At 62.9% G+C, this 17,700-nt stretch carries 14 protein-coding genes; 6 read left to right on the top strand and 8 right to left on the bottom strand.

The features are described from left to right. Nucleotides 1-68 precede the first annotated feature (68 nt). Nucleotides 69-2,246, bottom strand: a complete 2,178-nt coding sequence (nuoG, locus tag KF733_04835) for an NADH-quinone oxidoreductase subunit NuoG (GenBank protein QYK56810.1) — start codon at nucleotides 2,244-2,246, stop codon at nucleotides 69-71. Nucleotides 2,247-2,533: 287 nt separating this feature from the next. Between nuoG and KF733_04830 the strand changes: the two genes are divergently transcribed. The 4 genes from KF733_04830 to KF733_04815 all read left to right on the top strand — a co-directional run bounded on the left by KF733_04830 (nucleotide 2,534) and on the right by KF733_04815 (nucleotide 10,521). Then, nucleotides 2,534-4,903: a hypothetical protein gene (locus KF733_04830; GenBank protein ID QYK56809.1), complete on the top strand. Its 2,370-nt coding sequence runs from the start codon at nucleotides 2,534-2,536 to the stop codon at nucleotides 4,901-4,903. Between the two features lie 165 nt (nucleotides 4,904-5,068). Continuing rightward, nucleotides 5,069-7,435, top strand: coding sequence for a hypothetical protein (locus KF733_04825; protein ID QYK56808.1), 2,367 nt, complete (start codon nucleotides 5,069-5,071; stop codon nucleotides 7,433-7,435). A 221-nt stretch (nucleotides 7,436-7,656) separates the two neighbouring features. Then, a complete protein-coding gene (locus tag KF733_04820; protein QYK56807.1) occupies nucleotides 7,657-8,967 on the top strand; it encodes a hypothetical protein in 1,311 nt (436 codons plus the stop codon). Between the two features lie 210 nt (nucleotides 8,968-9,177). After that, on the top strand, nucleotides 9,178-10,521 hold the full coding sequence (locus KF733_04815; protein ID QYK56806.1) for a hypothetical protein: 1,344 nt from the start codon (nucleotides 9,178-9,180) through the stop codon (nucleotides 10,519-10,521). A 51-nt stretch (nucleotides 10,522-10,572) separates the two neighbouring features. On the opposite strand, the gene KF733_04810 is transcribed toward KF733_04815, so the two are convergent. Beyond that, on the bottom strand, nucleotides 10,573-11,727 hold the full coding sequence (locus KF733_04810; protein ID QYK56805.1) for an efflux RND transporter periplasmic adaptor subunit: 1,155 nt from the start codon (nucleotides 11,725-11,727) through the stop codon (nucleotides 10,573-10,575). Nucleotides 11,728-11,884: 157 nt separating this feature from the next. Between KF733_04810 and sufB the strand changes: the two genes are divergently transcribed. Beyond that, on the top strand, nucleotides 11,885-13,438 hold the full coding sequence (sufB, locus tag KF733_04805) for a Fe-S cluster assembly protein SufB (protein QYK56804.1): 1,554 nt from the start codon (nucleotides 11,885-11,887) through the stop codon (nucleotides 13,436-13,438). A 118-nt stretch (nucleotides 13,439-13,556) separates the two neighbouring features. On the opposite strand, the gene KF733_04800 is transcribed toward sufB, so the two are convergent. From KF733_04800 to KF733_04780, 5 genes are all read right to left on the bottom strand, one after another. Further along, a complete protein-coding gene (locus KF733_04800; GenBank protein ID QYK56803.1) occupies nucleotides 13,557-13,808 on the bottom strand; it encodes a hypothetical protein in 252 nt (83 codons plus the stop codon). Nucleotides 13,809-13,824: 16 nt separating this feature from the next. Beyond that, nucleotides 13,825-14,334 carry an RNA polymerase sigma factor gene (locus KF733_04795; GenBank protein QYK56802.1) on the bottom strand — a complete coding sequence of 170 codons (510 nt, stop codon included), beginning with the start codon at nucleotides 14,332-14,334 and terminating at the stop codon, nucleotides 13,825-13,827. Nucleotides 14,335-14,358: 24 nt separating this feature from the next. After that, complete coding sequence (locus tag KF733_04790; GenBank protein QYK56801.1) at nucleotides 14,359-14,802, bottom strand: hypothetical protein; 444 nt, start codon at nucleotides 14,800-14,802, stop codon at nucleotides 14,359-14,361. A gap of 167 nt (nucleotides 14,803-14,969) precedes the next feature. Then, the gene (locus KF733_04785) at nucleotides 14,970-15,374 is read right to left on the bottom strand and encodes a hypothetical protein (GenBank protein ID QYK56800.1); all 405 of its coding nucleotides are present in this window, start codon (nucleotides 15,372-15,374) and stop codon (nucleotides 14,970-14,972) included. 45 nt (nucleotides 15,375-15,419) lie between these two features. After that, nucleotides 15,420-15,902: a DM13 domain-containing protein gene (locus KF733_04780; GenBank protein ID QYK56799.1), complete on the bottom strand. Its 483-nt coding sequence runs from the start codon at nucleotides 15,900-15,902 to the stop codon at nucleotides 15,420-15,422. Nucleotides 15,903-16,260: 358 nt separating this feature from the next. On the opposite strand from KF733_04780, the gene KF733_04775 reads away from it, so the two are divergent. Further along, the gene (locus KF733_04775; GenBank protein QYK56798.1) at nucleotides 16,261-17,262 is read left to right on the top strand and encodes a CapA family protein; all 1,002 of its coding nucleotides are present in this window, start codon (nucleotides 16,261-16,263) and stop codon (nucleotides 17,260-17,262) included. A gap of 21 nt (nucleotides 17,263-17,283) precedes the next feature. On the opposite strand, the gene KF733_04770 is transcribed toward KF733_04775, so the two are convergent. Beyond that, a complete protein-coding gene (locus KF733_04770) occupies nucleotides 17,284-17,694 on the bottom strand; it encodes a hypothetical protein (protein ID QYK56797.1) in 411 nt (136 codons plus the stop codon). Between the last annotated feature and the right edge of the window lie 6 nt (nucleotides 17,695-17,700).

The raw sequence follows: 17,700 nt of genomic DNA, 5'->3' as shown, positions 1-17,700 counted from the left end.
CCGGAGCCTCCTTGCGACAGTGCCTCAACGTAAGCCGGCAGATTCAACGCGGGGACTTTACCCGGAGGTCAGGCGCCTTGTCCTACCCCGACGGCCTCGGCGTGGGACGCACCGGACCGCGCGCCGAGCAAGAAGCCTTCGCCGGCCAGGGAATCCGCACCGATCCCCGCGAACGCGGGCACCGTTTCCGCAATTTTGGTCAGCACTTCTGCCGGGTTAAAGAACGGGGTTTGGTCCGTGGCGCGGAGCAGGCACTCGCTCACGATGCGCCAGGCGGGCTTGGCGAGCCCCGGCGGCGGCACCGCGGGCCGGACCAGTTGGACGCGGCGCTCGCAGTTCGTGAACGTCCCTTCCGCCTCGGCGGGCAGCGCCATGGGGAGGACGACGCTGGCGTAGTGCACGGCCTCGTTTGTGAGCGAGCCGGCATAGGCCAGGAACGGCACAGTCTCCAGGGCACGGCGGACCAGGTCTTGGTCCGGGTGCAAAACGAAGGGGTCCGCGCCAAAGAGCCAGAGCGCCTTGATGCGGCCCGTGGCGCAGCCTTCGAGGACGGCCCGCGTATCCAGGCCGGTCGCGCCCGGCACTGCGTCCGGCCGCACGCCGAGTTCCTCAGCGCCTTGGTCGTTCGCGCCGGTGGCCCAGCAATCGAAGCGGCCGCCGGTGGCCATGGCCATCCCGGCCAAGTGCTCCATCACGCTGGCGGCGTCCGGGAAGTTATAGAGCGCGTGGCTCGTGAGGACGCGCGCGCCTGGCAGGAGGGCCGCGGCGGCGCGCAAGCCGCCTTGCGAGACCCCGGTCTCGTTCTCGACCCGGGCGGCGTCGAACTTGGCGAGTTCGTCGCGGGTCGCGGGCGGGAATTCGGCACGGCCGTCTTTGACCAACTGTGCGAGCAGACCGGCCGCGAGGGTGGCGCCGGTGCCCGGCCGGTAGTGCAAGGTGACTGTTGCGAACCGTTCGACCTCGGTCGGGCGGTCGGTGGCGACCACGACTTTGGCGCCGTGGTGGGTGGCCGCCTTGCGGACGCGCAGGTAGGCGATCGGGAGTTCGTCGGCCAGCGACGTCCCAAAGACGAGGATCGACCCGGCCGTTTCAAGGTCGGCGATGCGGCCCTGCACGGGCTCGACGCCCAAGCGGGCCGAGACGGACTGGCCCGCCGGCACGAGGTTCTGCCGCCATCGGTAGTCCAGGTTCGGGGATTTGAAAGCGGTTCGGAAGAGGTTGGCGAAGAGGAAGAGGGCCTCGTTCGAGACTTCAGGCCCGACGAGACCGGCCACTTCCGCTCCACCGGGCTCGAAGCCTTGGAAGAGCGCTTCATACGCTTCGGACCAGCCCGTTTCGGCGAGGCCCTCCCCTTGGCGCACGAGCGGGGTGGTGAGGCGTCCCGGCGAGTTGTAGTTGTCGTGGCCGAACTTGCCACGGTCGCACGTCCAATCCTCGTTCACGGCTTCGTTCGTGCGCGCGTTGACGCGCACGAAGCGGCCGACGCGGTGGTCGAACCAGGTGTTGCACCCGTTGGAGCACTGGGTGCAGACCGACGGCGCGGTTTCCAGGTCCCAAGGGCGGGCGCGGAACCGGTAACGGGCGGAGGTCAAAGCGCCGACCGGGCAAATTTCGATCACGTTCCCGCTGAACTTGCTCTCGAACTCCGTCAACTGGAAGGTGCTCGGCTGCATCTCTGCGCCGCGGAAGCGGAAGGCGAGGTCGTGGTCGCCACTGATCTCCTCGGTGAAGCGGACGCAACGGCCGCACTGGATGCACCGCTCCAAGTCCAGGGTGACGTACTTGGAGAGCGGGAAGGCCTTGGGCAGGTGGCGCTTCAACTCGATGAAGCGGCTGGTGGAAGGGCCATAGGCCAAGGTGTTGTTCTGCAGCGGGCACTCACCGCCCCTGTCGCAGATCGGGCAGTCCAAAGGATGGTTGGCCAGGAGAAACTCGAGGACGCCCCTTCGGTCGTTGTGGATAAGTTCGGTGTCGGTATAGACGACCATCCCCTCGCTTGCAGGCAGGGTGCACCCCGCTTGGGGCTTGGGCATCTTGCGGACCGACCCGTCCGGTTGTTTGAAGCCGACTTCGACGAGGCACATGCGGCACATTCCCACGGGCTTCATCCGGGGGTGGTAGCAGAAAATCGGGATCTCAAGTCCAAGCCGCTTGACCGATTCAACGATCAACTCGCCTTGAGGCACGTCGATTTCGACGTCGTTGATCGTGAGCTTCACGGTCTGTCCTTGGTTCGCGCCTGCCATTCCGCCCGATTCTATCCGACCCGGGCGATCAGCGGGGCCCGTCGACGTGCCAAGGGACGGATGCGGCTAAAGGTCCCACAGCATCGTTGCTGGGGTTGTGAGAATTCAAGTGAATCCCAGCCTCTTAAATGGTAGATTACCTTTGGCCTGGAGGTGGTCGTTATGGCGGCCCCTTGCTGCCGCCCTACCTTAAAGGCTGCGCCCTGTCGCCTGACGATAAGGGTGGGGAGGACTGGAAACTTACTATGCCGATCCCGCTCGGAAAAATCCGAACTAGAAGCGTGTTCTTGGTCGCTGCACTCAGCTTGGCGACGCTTGGCACGGCACAGAACCTAAAGCCTGGCTATACGCTCGGCGAAAAAATCACGATTGTCAATGCCGGTAAGGTCTCTGTCGCGGACTTGATCCGCGCCGACCGCGAATATCCCTTCTTGAACAAGGTCGCCCGGATCATCAAGGAGACGGAGGTCAAAGGTCGCGACCGCTCGAACCTGCAACAGAACCCCGACGCCCTTCCTGGCGGCTCGTTCCCGCTGAGCCAAAACGGTAAGAGCCACGGACTTCCGTTCACCCCGCAAACCGTTGGCGCCAACTTTGAGGGCCAGGGCGCGACGGGCTTCTACCCGCCCGACTCGTTCGGCGCGATCGGCCCCAGCCAGGTCTGCACGGCCGTGAACGGCCGCATCAACTGGCGCAGCCGCACCGGCACGATCCAGGTCTCGATCAACCTCGACACCTTCTTCAACCTGGTCGGCGGCACTTCGTTCGGCACCTCCGACCCTCGCGTGACGTTCGACCCGATCACGCAGAAGTGGTACGTCGTCGCGATCACGGTCAATTCGCCGAACCGCATCATCCTGGCCGTTTCGAACGGCCCGACGATCACGGCCCAGGCGGACTTCACCCAGTACTACTACCAGGTGCCCAGCGCGTTCTGCGACTACCCGTCGCTCGGCGTCGACAAGTACTCGGTCATGGTCGGTGAGAACACGTTCAACACGGGCCTCACCCAGTACCTCGGCACGAACGTGACCATCTTCCCGCTCGCCAACCTTGGCGCGGGCGGCCTGATCACCGGTTTCCGGTTCAACACGTCTTCGAGCGGTGGTCAAGGCGTCGACTCGCCCCGCGGCGTCGACAACCCGGATCCGAACGCCCCCGAGTCCTACATCATCGGCGTCAGCAACTCGAACTTCAGCCAGTTGGTGATGCGCAAGCTGAGCTGGAGCGGCACCACACCCTCCATCAGCGGCAACATCATCATCAGCACGCCGTCGACTTCCACACCGATCAACGTCCCCACGCGGGACACGTCCCGCCTGCTCAGCTCGGTCTCCGACCGCCTGTTCCACGCCCAGATCCGCAAGAACCGCAAGACGGGCATATGGACGCTGGTCACGGCCCACCACTTCCGCATGACCAGCACCGGTGTCGCCGGTGGTGACCGCATGGGAATGCGATGGTACGAGCTCGTCGACCTGACCCAGCCCACGCCGACGCTCCGCCAGGCCGGCTCGATCGTCGACCCGGGCGGCACGCCGATCCACTACTGGATGGGCAGCGGGGTCATGACGGGCCAGGGCCACATGGCCTTCGGCTATAGCGGCTCCAACTCGGCCACGTACGTCCAGGGCGTCTACTCCGGCCGCCTCTTCAACGACACGCTGGGCACGACCCGCACTCCCACCGTTTACTTCCAGAGCACGGCCCGCTACATTGACCCGTTCAGTGGCGTGCAGCGCTGGGGCGACTACTCGGGCACCTTCGTCGACCCGAACGACGACCAGACCATCTGGACCGTCCAGGAAATCGTCCGTTCTGCCGATACCTGGGGCGTCCGCTGGGCCCAGCTCTTGGCGCCGGCGCCTTGTCCGATCACGACCGTTTCCCCGAACAGCCTTCAGCAAGGGCAGACGGCGAACGTCACCGTGACAGGCAGCTCCGGCAACGGCCAGGAGTACTACGATACGGACGCTTCTTATCCGCAGCGCCTTGAAGCCGCCTTCAGCGGTGCGGGCGTCACGGTCAACAGCATCTCGTTCGACCACAACAACCCGACCCAGGTCGTGTTGAACGTGACCGTCGACAACGGTGCCGCCCTCGGCGCCCGCGACTTGACGATCACCAACCCTGACCGCCAGGCCACTGTGGGAACCGGTGTCTTCACCGTCACCGCGGGCGGCGGCGCGGTCGCGATCGCCCCGAACTCCTTCACCGTCCGTCTCGGCCGCCTGGATTCGGGCAACGTTGCCAGCTTGGCCAACGTCGATGGCGACGCCCTGAAGGTCTGCAAGTTCATCGTCCCGAACCAGTTCGTCGAACCGATCAACGTCGAAGTCAACGGCACGGCCCCGGGCAACAACCCGACCGACCTGAAGTTCGAGATGGTCGCGAAGATGGACACGACAGGCGCCTTTAGCCAGACGCTCGACCTGTACGACTTCCAGACGAACGCGTTCGACTCGAACGACGTCCGCACGGACTCGATCAACACGACCTATGCGACCCGGACGCTCACCGCGACCGGCAACTTGGGCCGCTACTTCTCGGCCGGAAACGCCGTCCGCGCCCGGTACCGCATCAAGCAGACCGGCCCGGCCGGCGCCAGCATCTGGTGCCACCAGGCTGACCAGGCCAAGTGGATCTACACGCCTTAAGGCGTGACCGCGAACGGCCAGCCCGCCCTCAGGCGGGTTGGCCAAAAAACCCGCATCTCTGCCAGATTGTCTGGCAGAGATTTTTTTTGACAGATTGGGACGGTATCTTCCAAATTGGCGTGCTTCGTGCCTTAACGAGCCGTTGCCCCCACCTAGGAGATGCATTTGACACTCACTCGCCTTTGCCGTCCGTTGCTTTTCGCGGCGGTCCTTACATCAATATCGCCCGCGCAAGCGCCCAAGGGTTACACCGAAGGCACGCCTATCCAGCTCCAAGGCGGCTACACGTTCAGCATTGAAGAGCTGGCCCGCCTCGACAATCCCACTTACGCAGGCTTCATCGTTCCGAAGCGAACGGAAGAACAGGAACTCGGTCGCGAGAACCTGCCTCTGGCGAAGGAAGCCCTGCCGGGCAACCGGTACCCGATGGACGAGGGCCCGGCGAGCGGCCCCTTGGCGCCGCAGACCCTCGGCCGCAGCTTCGTTGGTGAGCCCGCCACGCAGTACACCCCTCCGGACAGCTTCGGCTCGATCGGCCCCACCCAGGTCTGCACGTTCGTGAACGGCATGATCAACTGGCGCGACAAGGACGGAAACCTGGGGCCACGAATCACCTCTCAGGCGTTCTTCTCGTCGGTCGGCGGCGGGTCCGACGCGATCGACCCGCGGGCCACGTACGACCCGCTGAGCCAGAAGTGGTACATCGTCGCGATCACCTTCAACGCCCCGAACCGCATTTGCCTCGCCGTTTCGAACGGGCCGACGATCACGAACCAGTCGAACTTCACGTTCTGGTACTACCAGGTTCCGGGCGCCTTCTCGGACTATGAGTCTTGCGGCGTCGACCGGTACGGCGTCATCGTCGGCGAGAACACGTTCAACACGAGCCTTTCCGCGTTCCTCGGAACGGCCGTGACGGTCATCCCCAAGGCCAACCTGGTTGGCTCTGGGCTTGTGACGGGGTTCCGGTTCACGACTGGCGGCACCAGCGGCACCGCTCCGTTTTCGCCTCGCGGTGTGGACAATCCGGATCCGAACGCGCCGGAGTCTTACATCATCGGCCCTAACCAGGGCGCGACAGGCCAGCTCGTTATGCGCAAGCTTAGCTGGTCGAACAACGTTCCCTCGATCTCCGGCAACATCGTGATCAACGTGCCGGCGACGTCAGTCCCGGGCAACATCCCGAGCAACGGCGGTAGCCAGCCGAGCCTCGGCGACCGCATCTTCCACGCCCAGATCCGCCTGAACCGAAAGACGAACACGTGGACGCTCACATGCGCCCACGCGACGAACTGCGACCAAAACGGGAACGCCAACGGCGGCGTCGGCGCGACCCGTGTCGGCATGCGCTGGTACGAGCTCGTCAACCTTACGAACGCCACGCCGACCCTTCGCCAGGCCGGCACCCTCTTCGACCCGGCCAGCAGCGGCTTCCAGTACTACTGGATGGGCAGCTGCGCCATGACGGGCCAGGGCCACCTCGCCATCGGCGCGAACAGCGCCAACTCCTCGACGTTCATCCGCGCGATCCATGCGGGCCGCTTGTTTGGTGCCCCGCTCGGCCAGACCGGCGCCCCGGAAACGTACTTCCAGAGCACGGCCGGCTATAACGCTGGCCGCTGGGGCGACTATTCTGGAACCTTCGTGGACCCCGCGGACGACCAGACCGTCTGGACGATCCAGGAGACGGTGGCCTCCGCCGGCGTGTGGTCCACCCGCTGGGCCGAACTGAAGGCTCCGGCTCCGTGCCCGATCGTCAGCCTCGCTCCGAACTCGGTGGCCCAGGGCCAGACGACCAACATCACGGTGACCGGCGACGGCTCCAACGGCCGTGAGTACTACGACAACGACGCCAGCTTCCCGCAGCGCCTCGAAGCGCTCTTCAGCGGCACGGGCGTCACCGTCAACAGCATCACGTTCAACCACAGCAACCCGACCCAGGTCGTACTGAACGTCACGGTCGCGGCGAACGCCGCCACCGGCACTCGCAACCTGACCCTGACCAACCCGGACCGCCAGACGGCGACCGGCAACGCCGTCCTCACCGTGACGGGCGGCTCGAACGTCGAAGTCGCGCCGGGCAGCTTCACGGTCCGCCTGGGCCGCCTCGCCTCCGGCAACGTCCAGAGCCTTGCGGGGCGTGACGGCGACTCGCTCGTCGTGTGCAAGTTCATCGTGCCGAACCAGTTCGTCGAACCGATCAACGTCGAAATCGACGGCACGGCGCCGGGAAGCAACCCGACCTCGCTGAGCTTCACCGTCCTTTCCAGGATGGACACTACGGGCTCGTTCAGCCAGATCCTGGACATGTACAACTGGCAGACGAACTCGTTCGATGCGACCGACGTCCGCACCGACGCCGTCGGCACGACGTTCACTGAGCGCACTCTGAACGGAACCGGTTCCTTGGGCCGCTACGTCGGGGGCGGGAACGCCCTGCGCGCGCGATACCGCATCAAGCAGACCGGCCCTGCCGGCGCCAGCATCTGGTGCCAGCTCACAGACCGCGCGGTCTGGACCGTCGGCCAGTAACGCCTGGCTCGACAGAAGGCCAAAGGCCGCCCCTCTAGCGGGGGCGGCCTTCTTTTTGTCTCTCCAGCAGCTTTGCGGGGCTGGTGGAAATCTCGCACACCTGCGGGCAGATGCACTTGCCACTCAGGGTGATTTGTGCCGTATACTAACTGTGAATTCGTATTCACAGGCAGGAGCAGTAGCTTCCGCCTCGCATGACGGACTCAATGAGGAGAAGAGACATGAAACTGACAAAAGGCATTTTCACCACCGCGCTCATGGCAGCCTGTGGGCTCGCCGTTGCGCAGACTGTGGACGGGATCGCCGACCCTGTCTACGGCAGCCCGATAGTCGTACAAAATACGCAGACCCAGTTCGGCGACAGCAACCTCGGACTTCCCGACTTCGCGAACGGCAGCGAGCTCGACAACTGCTACGTCTACCGGACGGCCACGGACCTCTACATCCTGGTCGGCGGCAACCTGGAGAGCAATTTTAACAAGCTTGAGATCTTCATCGACAGCATCGCCGGCGGGCACACGAGGCTGACGGGCGACTATCCGGACGTGGACTTCGGCGCCTTGAACCGCATGAGCGACGATGGCACCGGCAACGGCCTGACCTTCGACACGGCCCTTGCGGCGGACTACTGGCTTGGCTTGACCTGCGGCAACAGCCCGCTTGAGCTCTACGCAAACTACAGCGAGGTCAAGGCTGTCGCGAACGGCGGCGTCGGTTACTACCTCGGCATGGGAGTGCAGGGTAACGGCACGCTCAATGGCGGCACCAACCCGTTCGGGATCGAAGCGACCCTGGACAACTCCAACACGGCCGGCGTGCCGGGCGGCAACGGGATCGACCCGGGCAACGGCGCGGGCGTCACCACGGGCATGGAATTCAGGATCCCGCTGGCTGCGATCGGCAACCCGACCGGTCCGATCAAGCTTTGCATCTTCGTGAACGGCGGCGGCCACGATTACCTGTCCAACCAGGTCTTGAGCGGCCTCAATGGCGGTGACAACCTTGCCGAACCGCGCTTGGCGGACTTCTCCGCGATCAATGGCGAGCAATGGTTCACGGTTCCGGCCGCGGCTGAGAAAGCCGTGCCGGACAACTTCGTGATCCGCCTGGGCCGACTCGACGCGGGCAACGTGGCGAGCCTTGCCCAATCGGACGGCAACGTGCTCCGCGTCTGCAAGTTCATCGTGCCGAACCAGTCCGTTGACCCGGTCAACGTGGAAGTGGGCGCGCCGACTACAGTGAGCAACCCTTCGAGCCTGGAGATGCACTATCGCAATCGAATGCAGACCACTGGCTCTTTCCGCGTTGCCCTTGAGCTGCGCGACTTCACTGCCGGCGCTTGGGTGAACCGTGCCGAGTTCCCGGTCAACACCTCGTTCAGCGACCGGACGGTCGTTGCAGGCGGGCCCTACGCTCGGTTCGTCTCCGGTGGCCGATTGCTGATGCGCTACACCGTCAAGCAGACCGGTCCTGCCGGCGCCAGCCTCTGGTGCCACGAAGTGGACAGCATCGACTTCACGGTCGGTCGGTAAAAGGCGACCCCGTCAAGGCGGGCGGCGCGCTCAGGATTCTCCCTGGGCGCGCCGCTTTTTATTAAGAACCAGCAAATATCTCTGCTGGAAATTGCCGGTAGGGTTTTCTTTCTTGCGGCCAGTGTTGTATCGTCACCATGGGAATTCGTATTCATAAGCCGGTAAGGCGACGGGTTCCCAGAATCCTTAAAACCTCAGAGTGGAGAACATATGGTCAACTTTCCTCGCATTCTCATAGCGTCGCTGGCCCTCACGGTTTGCGGCGCTGCCTTCGCCCAAATTCCAACGATCGATGGGCAGCGGGACGCCGTTTATGTCAAGGCGTCTGCCCAGGACACCCAGACCGCCTTTGGCGACAACAACTTGGGCCTGATCGACTTCGCCAACGGCTCAGAGGCCGATAACGTTTACTACGTGCGGACTGCGACCGACCTTTACCTTTTCATCGGCGGCAACGTCGGTGCGGACAACGGCGTGTACAACAAGGTCTCGCTCTTCTTCGACCACAAGACGGGAGGTTACAACCGCTTGCCCGCCGGTCTGCCGGACGTCGACTTCAACCGCTTCCAACTGTTCGGCGACGACGGCTCGGGGAACGGCCTCACGTTCGACGCCGGTTTTGCGGCGGACAGCTGGATGGGCTTTGTCGCGGGGGGTTCGCCGGTCGGCGTCTTCGTCAACTTTTCGCAGGTTGAAACGGTCGCCAACGGTGGCACCGCCTACTATGTCGGCTCCACCACGCCGGGCAGCAACGGCACGCTCACGGGCGGCAACAACCCGAACGGCGTCGCCGGCACGATCAACAACTCGAACATCGCGGGTGCGACCGACGGACTCGGGACGATGAACACGGCGGTCACCGACGCGGTGACCACCGGCATCGAGCTGAAGATCCCGCTCACCCAACTGGGCAGCCCGACCGGGGACATCCGGTTGTGCGTCTTCGTCTTCAACGATGGGTTCGACTTCCTTTCGAACCAGGTTCTGCCGGGCATTGGCGGCGGCGACAACCTGGGCGATCCGCGCCAAGTGAACTTCGGCAACATTCCGGGCGTGCAGTACGTGACGATCCCGGGATCGTCGGAGGTCGTGGTCAAGCCGGAGAGCTTCACGGTCCGCCGCGGCCGTGTCGACGCCGGCAACCTTCAGAGCCTGCAGACCGAGGACAACAACTCGCTGCGCGTCTGCAAGTTCATCGTGCAGAACCTCGCAGAGCCGCCCGTCAACGTCGAGGTGAACAGCACATCGCCGACGGCCTCCCCGAGCGCGCTCAAGACGTCGGTCACGAGCCGCATGTTCCACACCGGCTCGTTCCGCCAGACGATCGAGCTCTTTAACTTCGTGACGAACAACTGGGACGCCACCGACGTTCGGTCCGACGCGATCAATACGGTCATGACGAAGCGCGAATTGACCGCCACCGGCAGCCTGGCGCGTTACGTCGGCCCGGCCGGCGCCGTCCGCTGCCGCTACACCATTCGCCAGACCGGCCCCGCGGCCGTCATCAACTGGTGCCACGAGACCGACATGGTCGCGTGGACGATCAGCAACTAGTCGAGGTCCACAAACCGGGGGCCGGCGTTATCGCTGGCCCCCGGATTCGTTTCACTCGGTCTCTGGGAAGAAGCGAACCATGTCGCCTTCCTTGAGGCCCATCTTGACCTCAATGAGGGCGCCGTCTGACAATCCGGTCTCGACGGGCGTGCTGACCCAGTCGTTGCCTCGCTTGACCTCGACGTACTTTTCGCCGTCCTTATTGTGGATAGCGCCGACCGGAACGACAAGGACGTCGTCTGCCGTTCCTGTTTTCACGCCGATGCCCGTGACCTTACTCGGACTTATCGCGCCCTTGATATCCCGGAAACGGATCACCGCTTCGTAGCCCGGGCTCGTTCCACTGTCGCCCACAGGAGGGAGGACGGAAACCGAAAGCACGCGGCCGAGCAGGGGCTTTTCTGCACCCACCATCGTTACGACGACGTCGGTGCCTTCCTTGACCATGTCCTTCATCTCGGGAGGGACTTTGCCCTTGACCCTGAGCTGGCTGGGATTCACGACGGTCGCGAGAACCTGTTTTGCTTTCGCGTCGAGACCGGGCTTGGCATCCATTGCGACGATGTAGCCTCCGATCGGCGATCGAAGAATTCCCTTCTCCTCAGCCTCTTTGGCCAATTCTAGGTCGGTTTGGGCGGCACGGACGGCCGACTTGCTCGGCTGTAGGGTCGCATTGACTTCCGCCTGGAGCCGGGCGACTTCGGATTCCGCGGCCTTGCGCTCCACCGTCAGGGCCTCGAGGTCCACTGTCTCGCCCGCCGCGGCCGCATCGCGCCCCGCCTTCTCGTTCGCCCGGGCTTCCTCAAGGTGCTTTCGAGCATCCCGAAGTGGCTGTGACACTTGCGCCCTCTCGGCTTCATACGCCGCTTCGGCCGACGCGGCGCCTGCCTTGGCGTTCGCCTTTGCCGAGTCGACCCCCGGGATCTGGAGCTTGATGAGTGTCTCTCCCCGGTTCACCGGGTTGCCAACGGCTGAGACGACCTCTTCGACGCGCGTGTCGTAGGGGGAGGTAATGACCGCTTGAGCGTCCGGAGGCGTCATGAGCTCACCGTCAAAAAACTCGTATCCGACGATGTCCTGCTTCGCTACCGCCACCGTCTTGGGCTCTGCTCGCTTTGCATCCCCCTTTGCGATGGGGCCGGAGCCCTCGCCGCATCCGGCGATGAGGAACGCGATAAGGGCCAGTGGCCAACCTTTCTTCAGCATTAACTTTTTCCTGGGCCCTATGCAGCCCGTAAGAATAGAAACGCCGATAAACGGTCTGGCCCCGTAATGAGCTGTAGGCCCTGCGGCCGTCTCCGACCGACATTTAGGCTCAACTTCCGGGAGGTTTGACGCAGGGGCGCGTATAGTAGCAGGGACTATGGCGATCTCTGACCATCTGGACAAGCAAACCGAGGGAATGGACGACGACGCCCTTCTAGAGCACGTCGCCGAGCGGGAGTACCAGTGGGGATTCGTCAGCGACGTCGAGGCGGACACCCTTCCGCCCGGCCTCAGCGAAGACACCGTCCGCTTCATCAGCGCCAAGAAAGGCGAGCCCGATTGGATGCTGGAATGGCGGCTGAAGGCGTTCCGGCACCTCGCCACCATGCCCTATCCGAAGTGGCCGAACGTGGGCTACGAGCTCCCCGACCTCCAGTCCATCAGCTACTACTCCGCGCCGAAAAAGAAGCCGGTCTTGAACTCGATCGACGAGGCTGACCCGGAACTGGTCCGCACGTTTGAGAAGCTGGGCATCCCGCTGCGTGAGCAAGAGATCTTGCTGAACGTGCGGGGCGCGGCCGAGGCCCACGCCGCTGGACAGCCAACCGCCAACGGCCAACCGCCTAGCGGCGGCGTTGCCATCGACGCCGTGTTCGACTCCGTCTCAGTAGTCACGACGTTCAAGGAAGAGCTTAAGAAGGCGGGAGTGCTTTTCTGCTCGATCAGTGAGGCCATCCGCGATTACCCCGAGCTCATCCGGGAGTACCTCGGCTCCGTCGTCCCTTACAGCGACAACTACTTCGCGACCCTGAACAGCGCCGTCTTCAGCGACGGCTCGTTCGTGTTCATTCCGAAGAACACGCGCTGCCCGATGGAGCTCTCCACATATTTCCGCATCAACGCCGAGAACACCGGCCAGTTCGAGCGCACCCTCATCATCGCCGAAGAGGGCGCTTATGTGAGCTACCTCGAGGGCTGCACCGCCCCCCGCCGCGATGAGAACCAACTCCACGCCGCCGTGGTCGAGCTCGTTGCGCTTAAGGACGCCACCATTAAGTATTCGACCGTCCAGAACTGGTACCCGGGCGACCCCCACACCGGCAAGGGCGGCATCTTCAACTTCGTCACAAAGCGGGGCATCTGCCGCGAAAGCGGGGCCAAGATCACGTGGACGCAGGTCGAGACCGGCAGCGCCATCACCTGGAAGTACCCCAGCGTGATCCTAAAAGGTGACGACAGCGTGGGCGAGTTTTACAGCGTCGCCCTGACCGCCAACAAGCAGCAGGCCGATACGGGCACCAAGATGATCCATATCGGCAAGCGCACCCGGTCGACCATCGTGTCGAAGGGGATCAGCGCCGGGAACGGCCAGAACACCTACCGGGGCTTGGTGAAGATCAACGCCGGTGCGGACGGCGCCCGCAACTACAGCGTGTGCGACTCCATGCTTATGGGCGACCGTTGCGGCGCCCACACGTTCCCGTACATCGAGGTCAAGAACAACACGGCCAAGATGGAGCACGAGGCGACCACGTCCAAGATTGGCGAAGACCAGCTCTTCTACCTCGCCCAGCGAGGCATCAGCGAGGAGGACGCGGTCAACATGATCGTCAGCGGCTTCTGCAAAGACGTCTTCCGCGAGCTTCCGATGGAGTTCGCGGTCGAGGCGCAAAAGCTTCTCGCAGTCAGCCTCGAGCACTCGGTAGGATAAGGGCACTATTCTCCAGGCGCTGGCCGCAATGGCGATTGATACGTTCCAAGTTAGCTGGGGCGTACCGGTCGAAAGCGTCTTACTCGAACTCGCGCTTCGGGAAGAGCGAAACTCGTTGCTAGCTGGAGAGGGAACGGATCTTTGCGCTCAGGCGATCGACGGCCTCGGGGTCGCCGGAAGACTGCTTTGCGGCCCTGAGAACCTGCAGCGAAAGGCTGAGGCGCTGTAGAAACGAGCCGCAGCGGACGCACCGGGTGGCGTGGGCGACCGCGTACCATCGGCGCAAGCCCTTCGCGTGGCCATCGGCGACTTCCTGGAGCAACGACTCCATGTGCCGGCAGGGGGGCCCTTCTGTCTTGTGAAAGCTCATCTGCGTTTCTCCTATTTTACGGTCTAAGACTCACCAACTTCGCCTGAAGTTGCTTGCGCCCGCGGTGGAGCCGCGTGCGAAGAGTCGCCTGGGGGATGTCGAGGGCGATGGCCGCCTCGGCGTAGTCCATCTCTTCGACGTCGCACAGCGTGATCGCGGCGCGGTAGTCCTCGCCGATCGTGTCAAGCGCGACCAGGATCGTCTCGACGTCCAGTCGGACTTCGACCTTCTGCCAGAAGCCCTCTTCGCTCGGCTCGGAGATCGACTCCATGTCGACCTCTTGGCGCACTTTTCTCTTGCGTAGGAGCTGGTTCCACTCGTTCCGGAGGATCCGAATGAGCCAACTCCTCGCATGACGGCCGTCGAAAGCCTGCCAGTTTTTCGCTGCGTTGAGCATCGTCTGGCCGACAAGGTCTTCGGCGTCGTTACTGTTCAGTGTCAGGCGTTTTGCCACGCGGTAGAGGACCTCGACCTCGCGAAGTGCCACCTGTTCGAAGGATTCGCGACGGTCAAGGATGCTAGTCATGGCGTCTTGGTGGCTCTTAGGCCCTTAGTTGACCTTTTGGGCCTCGGCGAAGGACGCTTCGCCCAAGAGGACCTCAGCGAAGGAGCACCAGATCTGCACGTACTTGACGTCCTTGATGTAGCCGGGGAGTTCGATCTGTCGGTTCGTCTTTTCACCGACAATCTTCAGCTGGTTGAGCAGGTAAGTGTTGCCCATCGAATCGACGACCTGCCAGTGCGGCGCCGGCGAGTTCGGAATCTGGAAGTCGTCGCTGACCTTTAAGAAATGCTTGTTCTCCTTATGGACGAGCATGGCGTGACCCTTGTTGACTTCTATGCCCTTGAACATCGAAGTCTTGGCCTCGTGGTAGGACGGAGCGAAAACGGTCGGTGAGGGGCTTGCAAGCACGGAGCTCGCATAGCTAACGGACGGGACGGCGGCGAAGAGAGTCGCAGCAGCGGCAATGAGGGTGATCGTGTTGAGTTTCATTGAGTTGGGGTTGTTCGGGTTGGTTCGGGTTGGTTCGGGTTGGTTCGGGTTGGTTCGGGTTGGTTCGGGTTGGTTCGGGTTGGTTCGGGTTGGTTCGGGTTGGTTCGGGTTGGTTTGGGTTGTCTTGGGTTGTTTTGGATTGGTGGGGGTCCCTTAGCGGGTGTCTCCTAGCGACCCTTCTCTTGGGCCGAGCGGAGGTTGGCGAAAGCGATCACGTTGCCTTTGGCGTCGATCGCGGCGACGGAGCGGTAGAGCCAGACGTCGAGCGACTTGGAGATGGGTACGCTCGTGGTCGTCGTGCCAAGTTCGACAAACTCCACGCCGGTCGGGAAGGCACCGGTCGAGAGCGATTCTTTCTTGACTAGGCGAAACTTTACGGTCTTGACGGGGGCCTTGGACCATTTAAAGTCGAGGAACCGCTTGTCGTTTCGCTCGACGACGGACGCGGTTCCAGAGAGGCTGGTCGAGCCCTGGAACTTGCCGCTCGTCACCGTGATGTCGTTCGCGGCAAAGGCGGATAGGGTCGTGGTCAAGGCGAGAAGGACGAGTGAGGATTTCGTGGTGGTGTGCATATGGGTCGTTCGTGCTAGATGGACGTCAAGTCGCGAGAGTGGTATTCATTGAGCCTTCGTCAGAGTCGCACCTCCAAATCCTACGTTGAACCGTTTGCACCAGATGGCGATCGACTTGATCTCCCCTGGGTTAATCGTCGAGGGAATCTTGTAGTTTTGCGATCCGATGTTGCCCTTGATCGAGCCGAGGTCGACGTAGTTGCCGGCGTTCGCGCCCTTTCCTGCGTCGCTATCCTTCACAAGGTAGACGCGGACGTCGGGGCCGTTCGAGGTGTGGAAGCCGTCCAGTCGAAGATAGTGGGTTCCGTCCGATTCGACCAACTTTGCCGTGCCCTTGGTCTCGTGGGCATACGAGTCAAAGCTTCCCGAGGCGAGAATCTTGTCAACCGCTAGTTTCTCGTTTACTTCCTGGTTGACGAAGAGCAGCTCGGGGCGGAAAAGCGCCCAGCAGATAGCTGCGGCGGGGATCGCGATTCCGAGAGCGATCAGCTTTTTCTGTTTCACGACGGGGGTAAGGGACGACTCCACGAACCCGTTTCAAGAGAATTCTCAGGTCCCGCTGGGGAAGGCGAATTTTGTGGGAGAGCCTGGCCCAATTGCGGCGTACGGATGGGGAGAGGGACGGGGGGCCAAGCGCCTTGAGCTGGCCTTAGCGGACTACGTGCGGGTGGAAAGTCCGATCTAGACCAGGATTAGCGCAGGAGCGGACAGAATCGTCAGCGGCTCCTGCAAAGACGTCTTCCGCGAGCTTCCGATGGAGTTCGCGGTCGAGGCGCAAAAGCTTCTCGCAGTCAGCCTCGAACACTCCGTCGGATAGGGGCGGTGGCTATCCCTCGCGAGGCTCTGTGACTATTTAGAAAGCCTGCTCGCTGGTAAAACGTGCCGCATGACCGTGTTCGGCGCCTACTTAGCGCTGGCCCAAAGCTGGTCGATGGTGGCCGTCGGCGACGTGATGCTCAACGCCGTCACGCCCAGCAGCCGGACTTTTGAAGGGATCGCCCCCGTGGTTCGCCAGGCTGATATCGCCTATGCGAACCTGGAGATCCCCCTGACGCGGGCACGGACAAGCACAAACCGGAAGAACGCGGCCGAGCTGAAAGCCCGCACCCAGTTCGTCTTGAAGGCCGACCCCGGTCATGCGAAGCCTTTGGCCGAGGCCGGCTTCGACGTCGTGAGTCTCGCCAACAACCACGCGATGGACTACGGCAAGGCAGGGCTCGACGAGATGCTGCGGTTGCTCGACCAAAACAAGGTGAAGTGGTGCGGCGCAGGACGCAACCTGGCGGAAGCGGAGCGCGCCGCCGTGCTCAAGGCTCCAAACGGCCCCCGCGTCGCCTTCGTCTCTTACCTCGCATTCGTCTCGACCTCGGCGCTCTGGAAGTGTGGCCCTGCGACCCAGGACACGGCAGGGATCGCCACGCTCGACCTGGGCGGCACCGTGGGCGCAAGGCAAGAAGCGCGGCTCCGAACGATTGTTCAAAACGCACGGAGGCAGGCGGACCTCGTTATCGTCGCGCTGCACTGGGGCGATGAGCGCAAGACCTTGCCTAAACCCTATCAGGTGGAACTGGGCCGAGCGTTCGTCCGGGCCGGGGCCGACGCGGTGATCGGTGCCCACCCGCACGTTCTGCAACCCTACGAGTTCTTCCAGGGCAAACCCATTCTTTATTCGATGGGCAACGCCGTCTCTCCCCTACCCGCCCATACCGCGGTAGCCCGCCTCCGTTTTCGAGACCGCGTCTGCGAAGGGGTCGAAATGCTGCCTGCCTCGATCAAAGGCGGGAGAGTGACGCTGCTCCCAGGCACCGCGAAGGCATTTGGCAGTCTGAACGCCCAGTTCCAGAAGAGATACCCTCACGAGAAGAGCCGAACCACTGCTCGACGCTAAGTGTCTTAGCGAACTTATCCTTTAAGTGGGCGTGAAACTGACCACTAGAGTTCCGAACCCGGCCGCAAGGATATAGGGGACCAGTCCGGCAGCTCCTGCATAGTCCTTTGCGATTCTTTGCCCGAAGAACAACGCAAGAAGCGTGGCGCAACAGCCGGCCAGCGCATAGACGGGCAAAACGGTATCGATGCCCATGAGGAGTGCAAAGAACGAGCCTGCGCAGGCAAGGCCCGTCGACAGTTCCATAACCGTCAGCACTCCGAGCATGGCCGGGATACTTTTCGCCAAGAACGTCTTCTCGAAGTGGCCTTTCAGCCAGCCTAAGTTCCCTGCCCAGTCAGAGACCTTGTCGATCCCTGACTGGAGGAAAGCGATCGCGAACAGCGCACAGAATGTGCACTTAACGACCAAGAGCCCGATCGGCACGATCATTGCTTA

It is taken from the genome of Fimbriimonadaceae bacterium, assembly GCA_019454125.1.
Taxonomy (GTDB): domain Bacteria; phylum Armatimonadota; class Fimbriimonadia; order Fimbriimonadales; family Fimbriimonadaceae; genus JALHNM01.
Note: the sequence above shows the minus strand (reverse complement) of the source record. Positions and strands in the feature narration are given on the sequence as shown.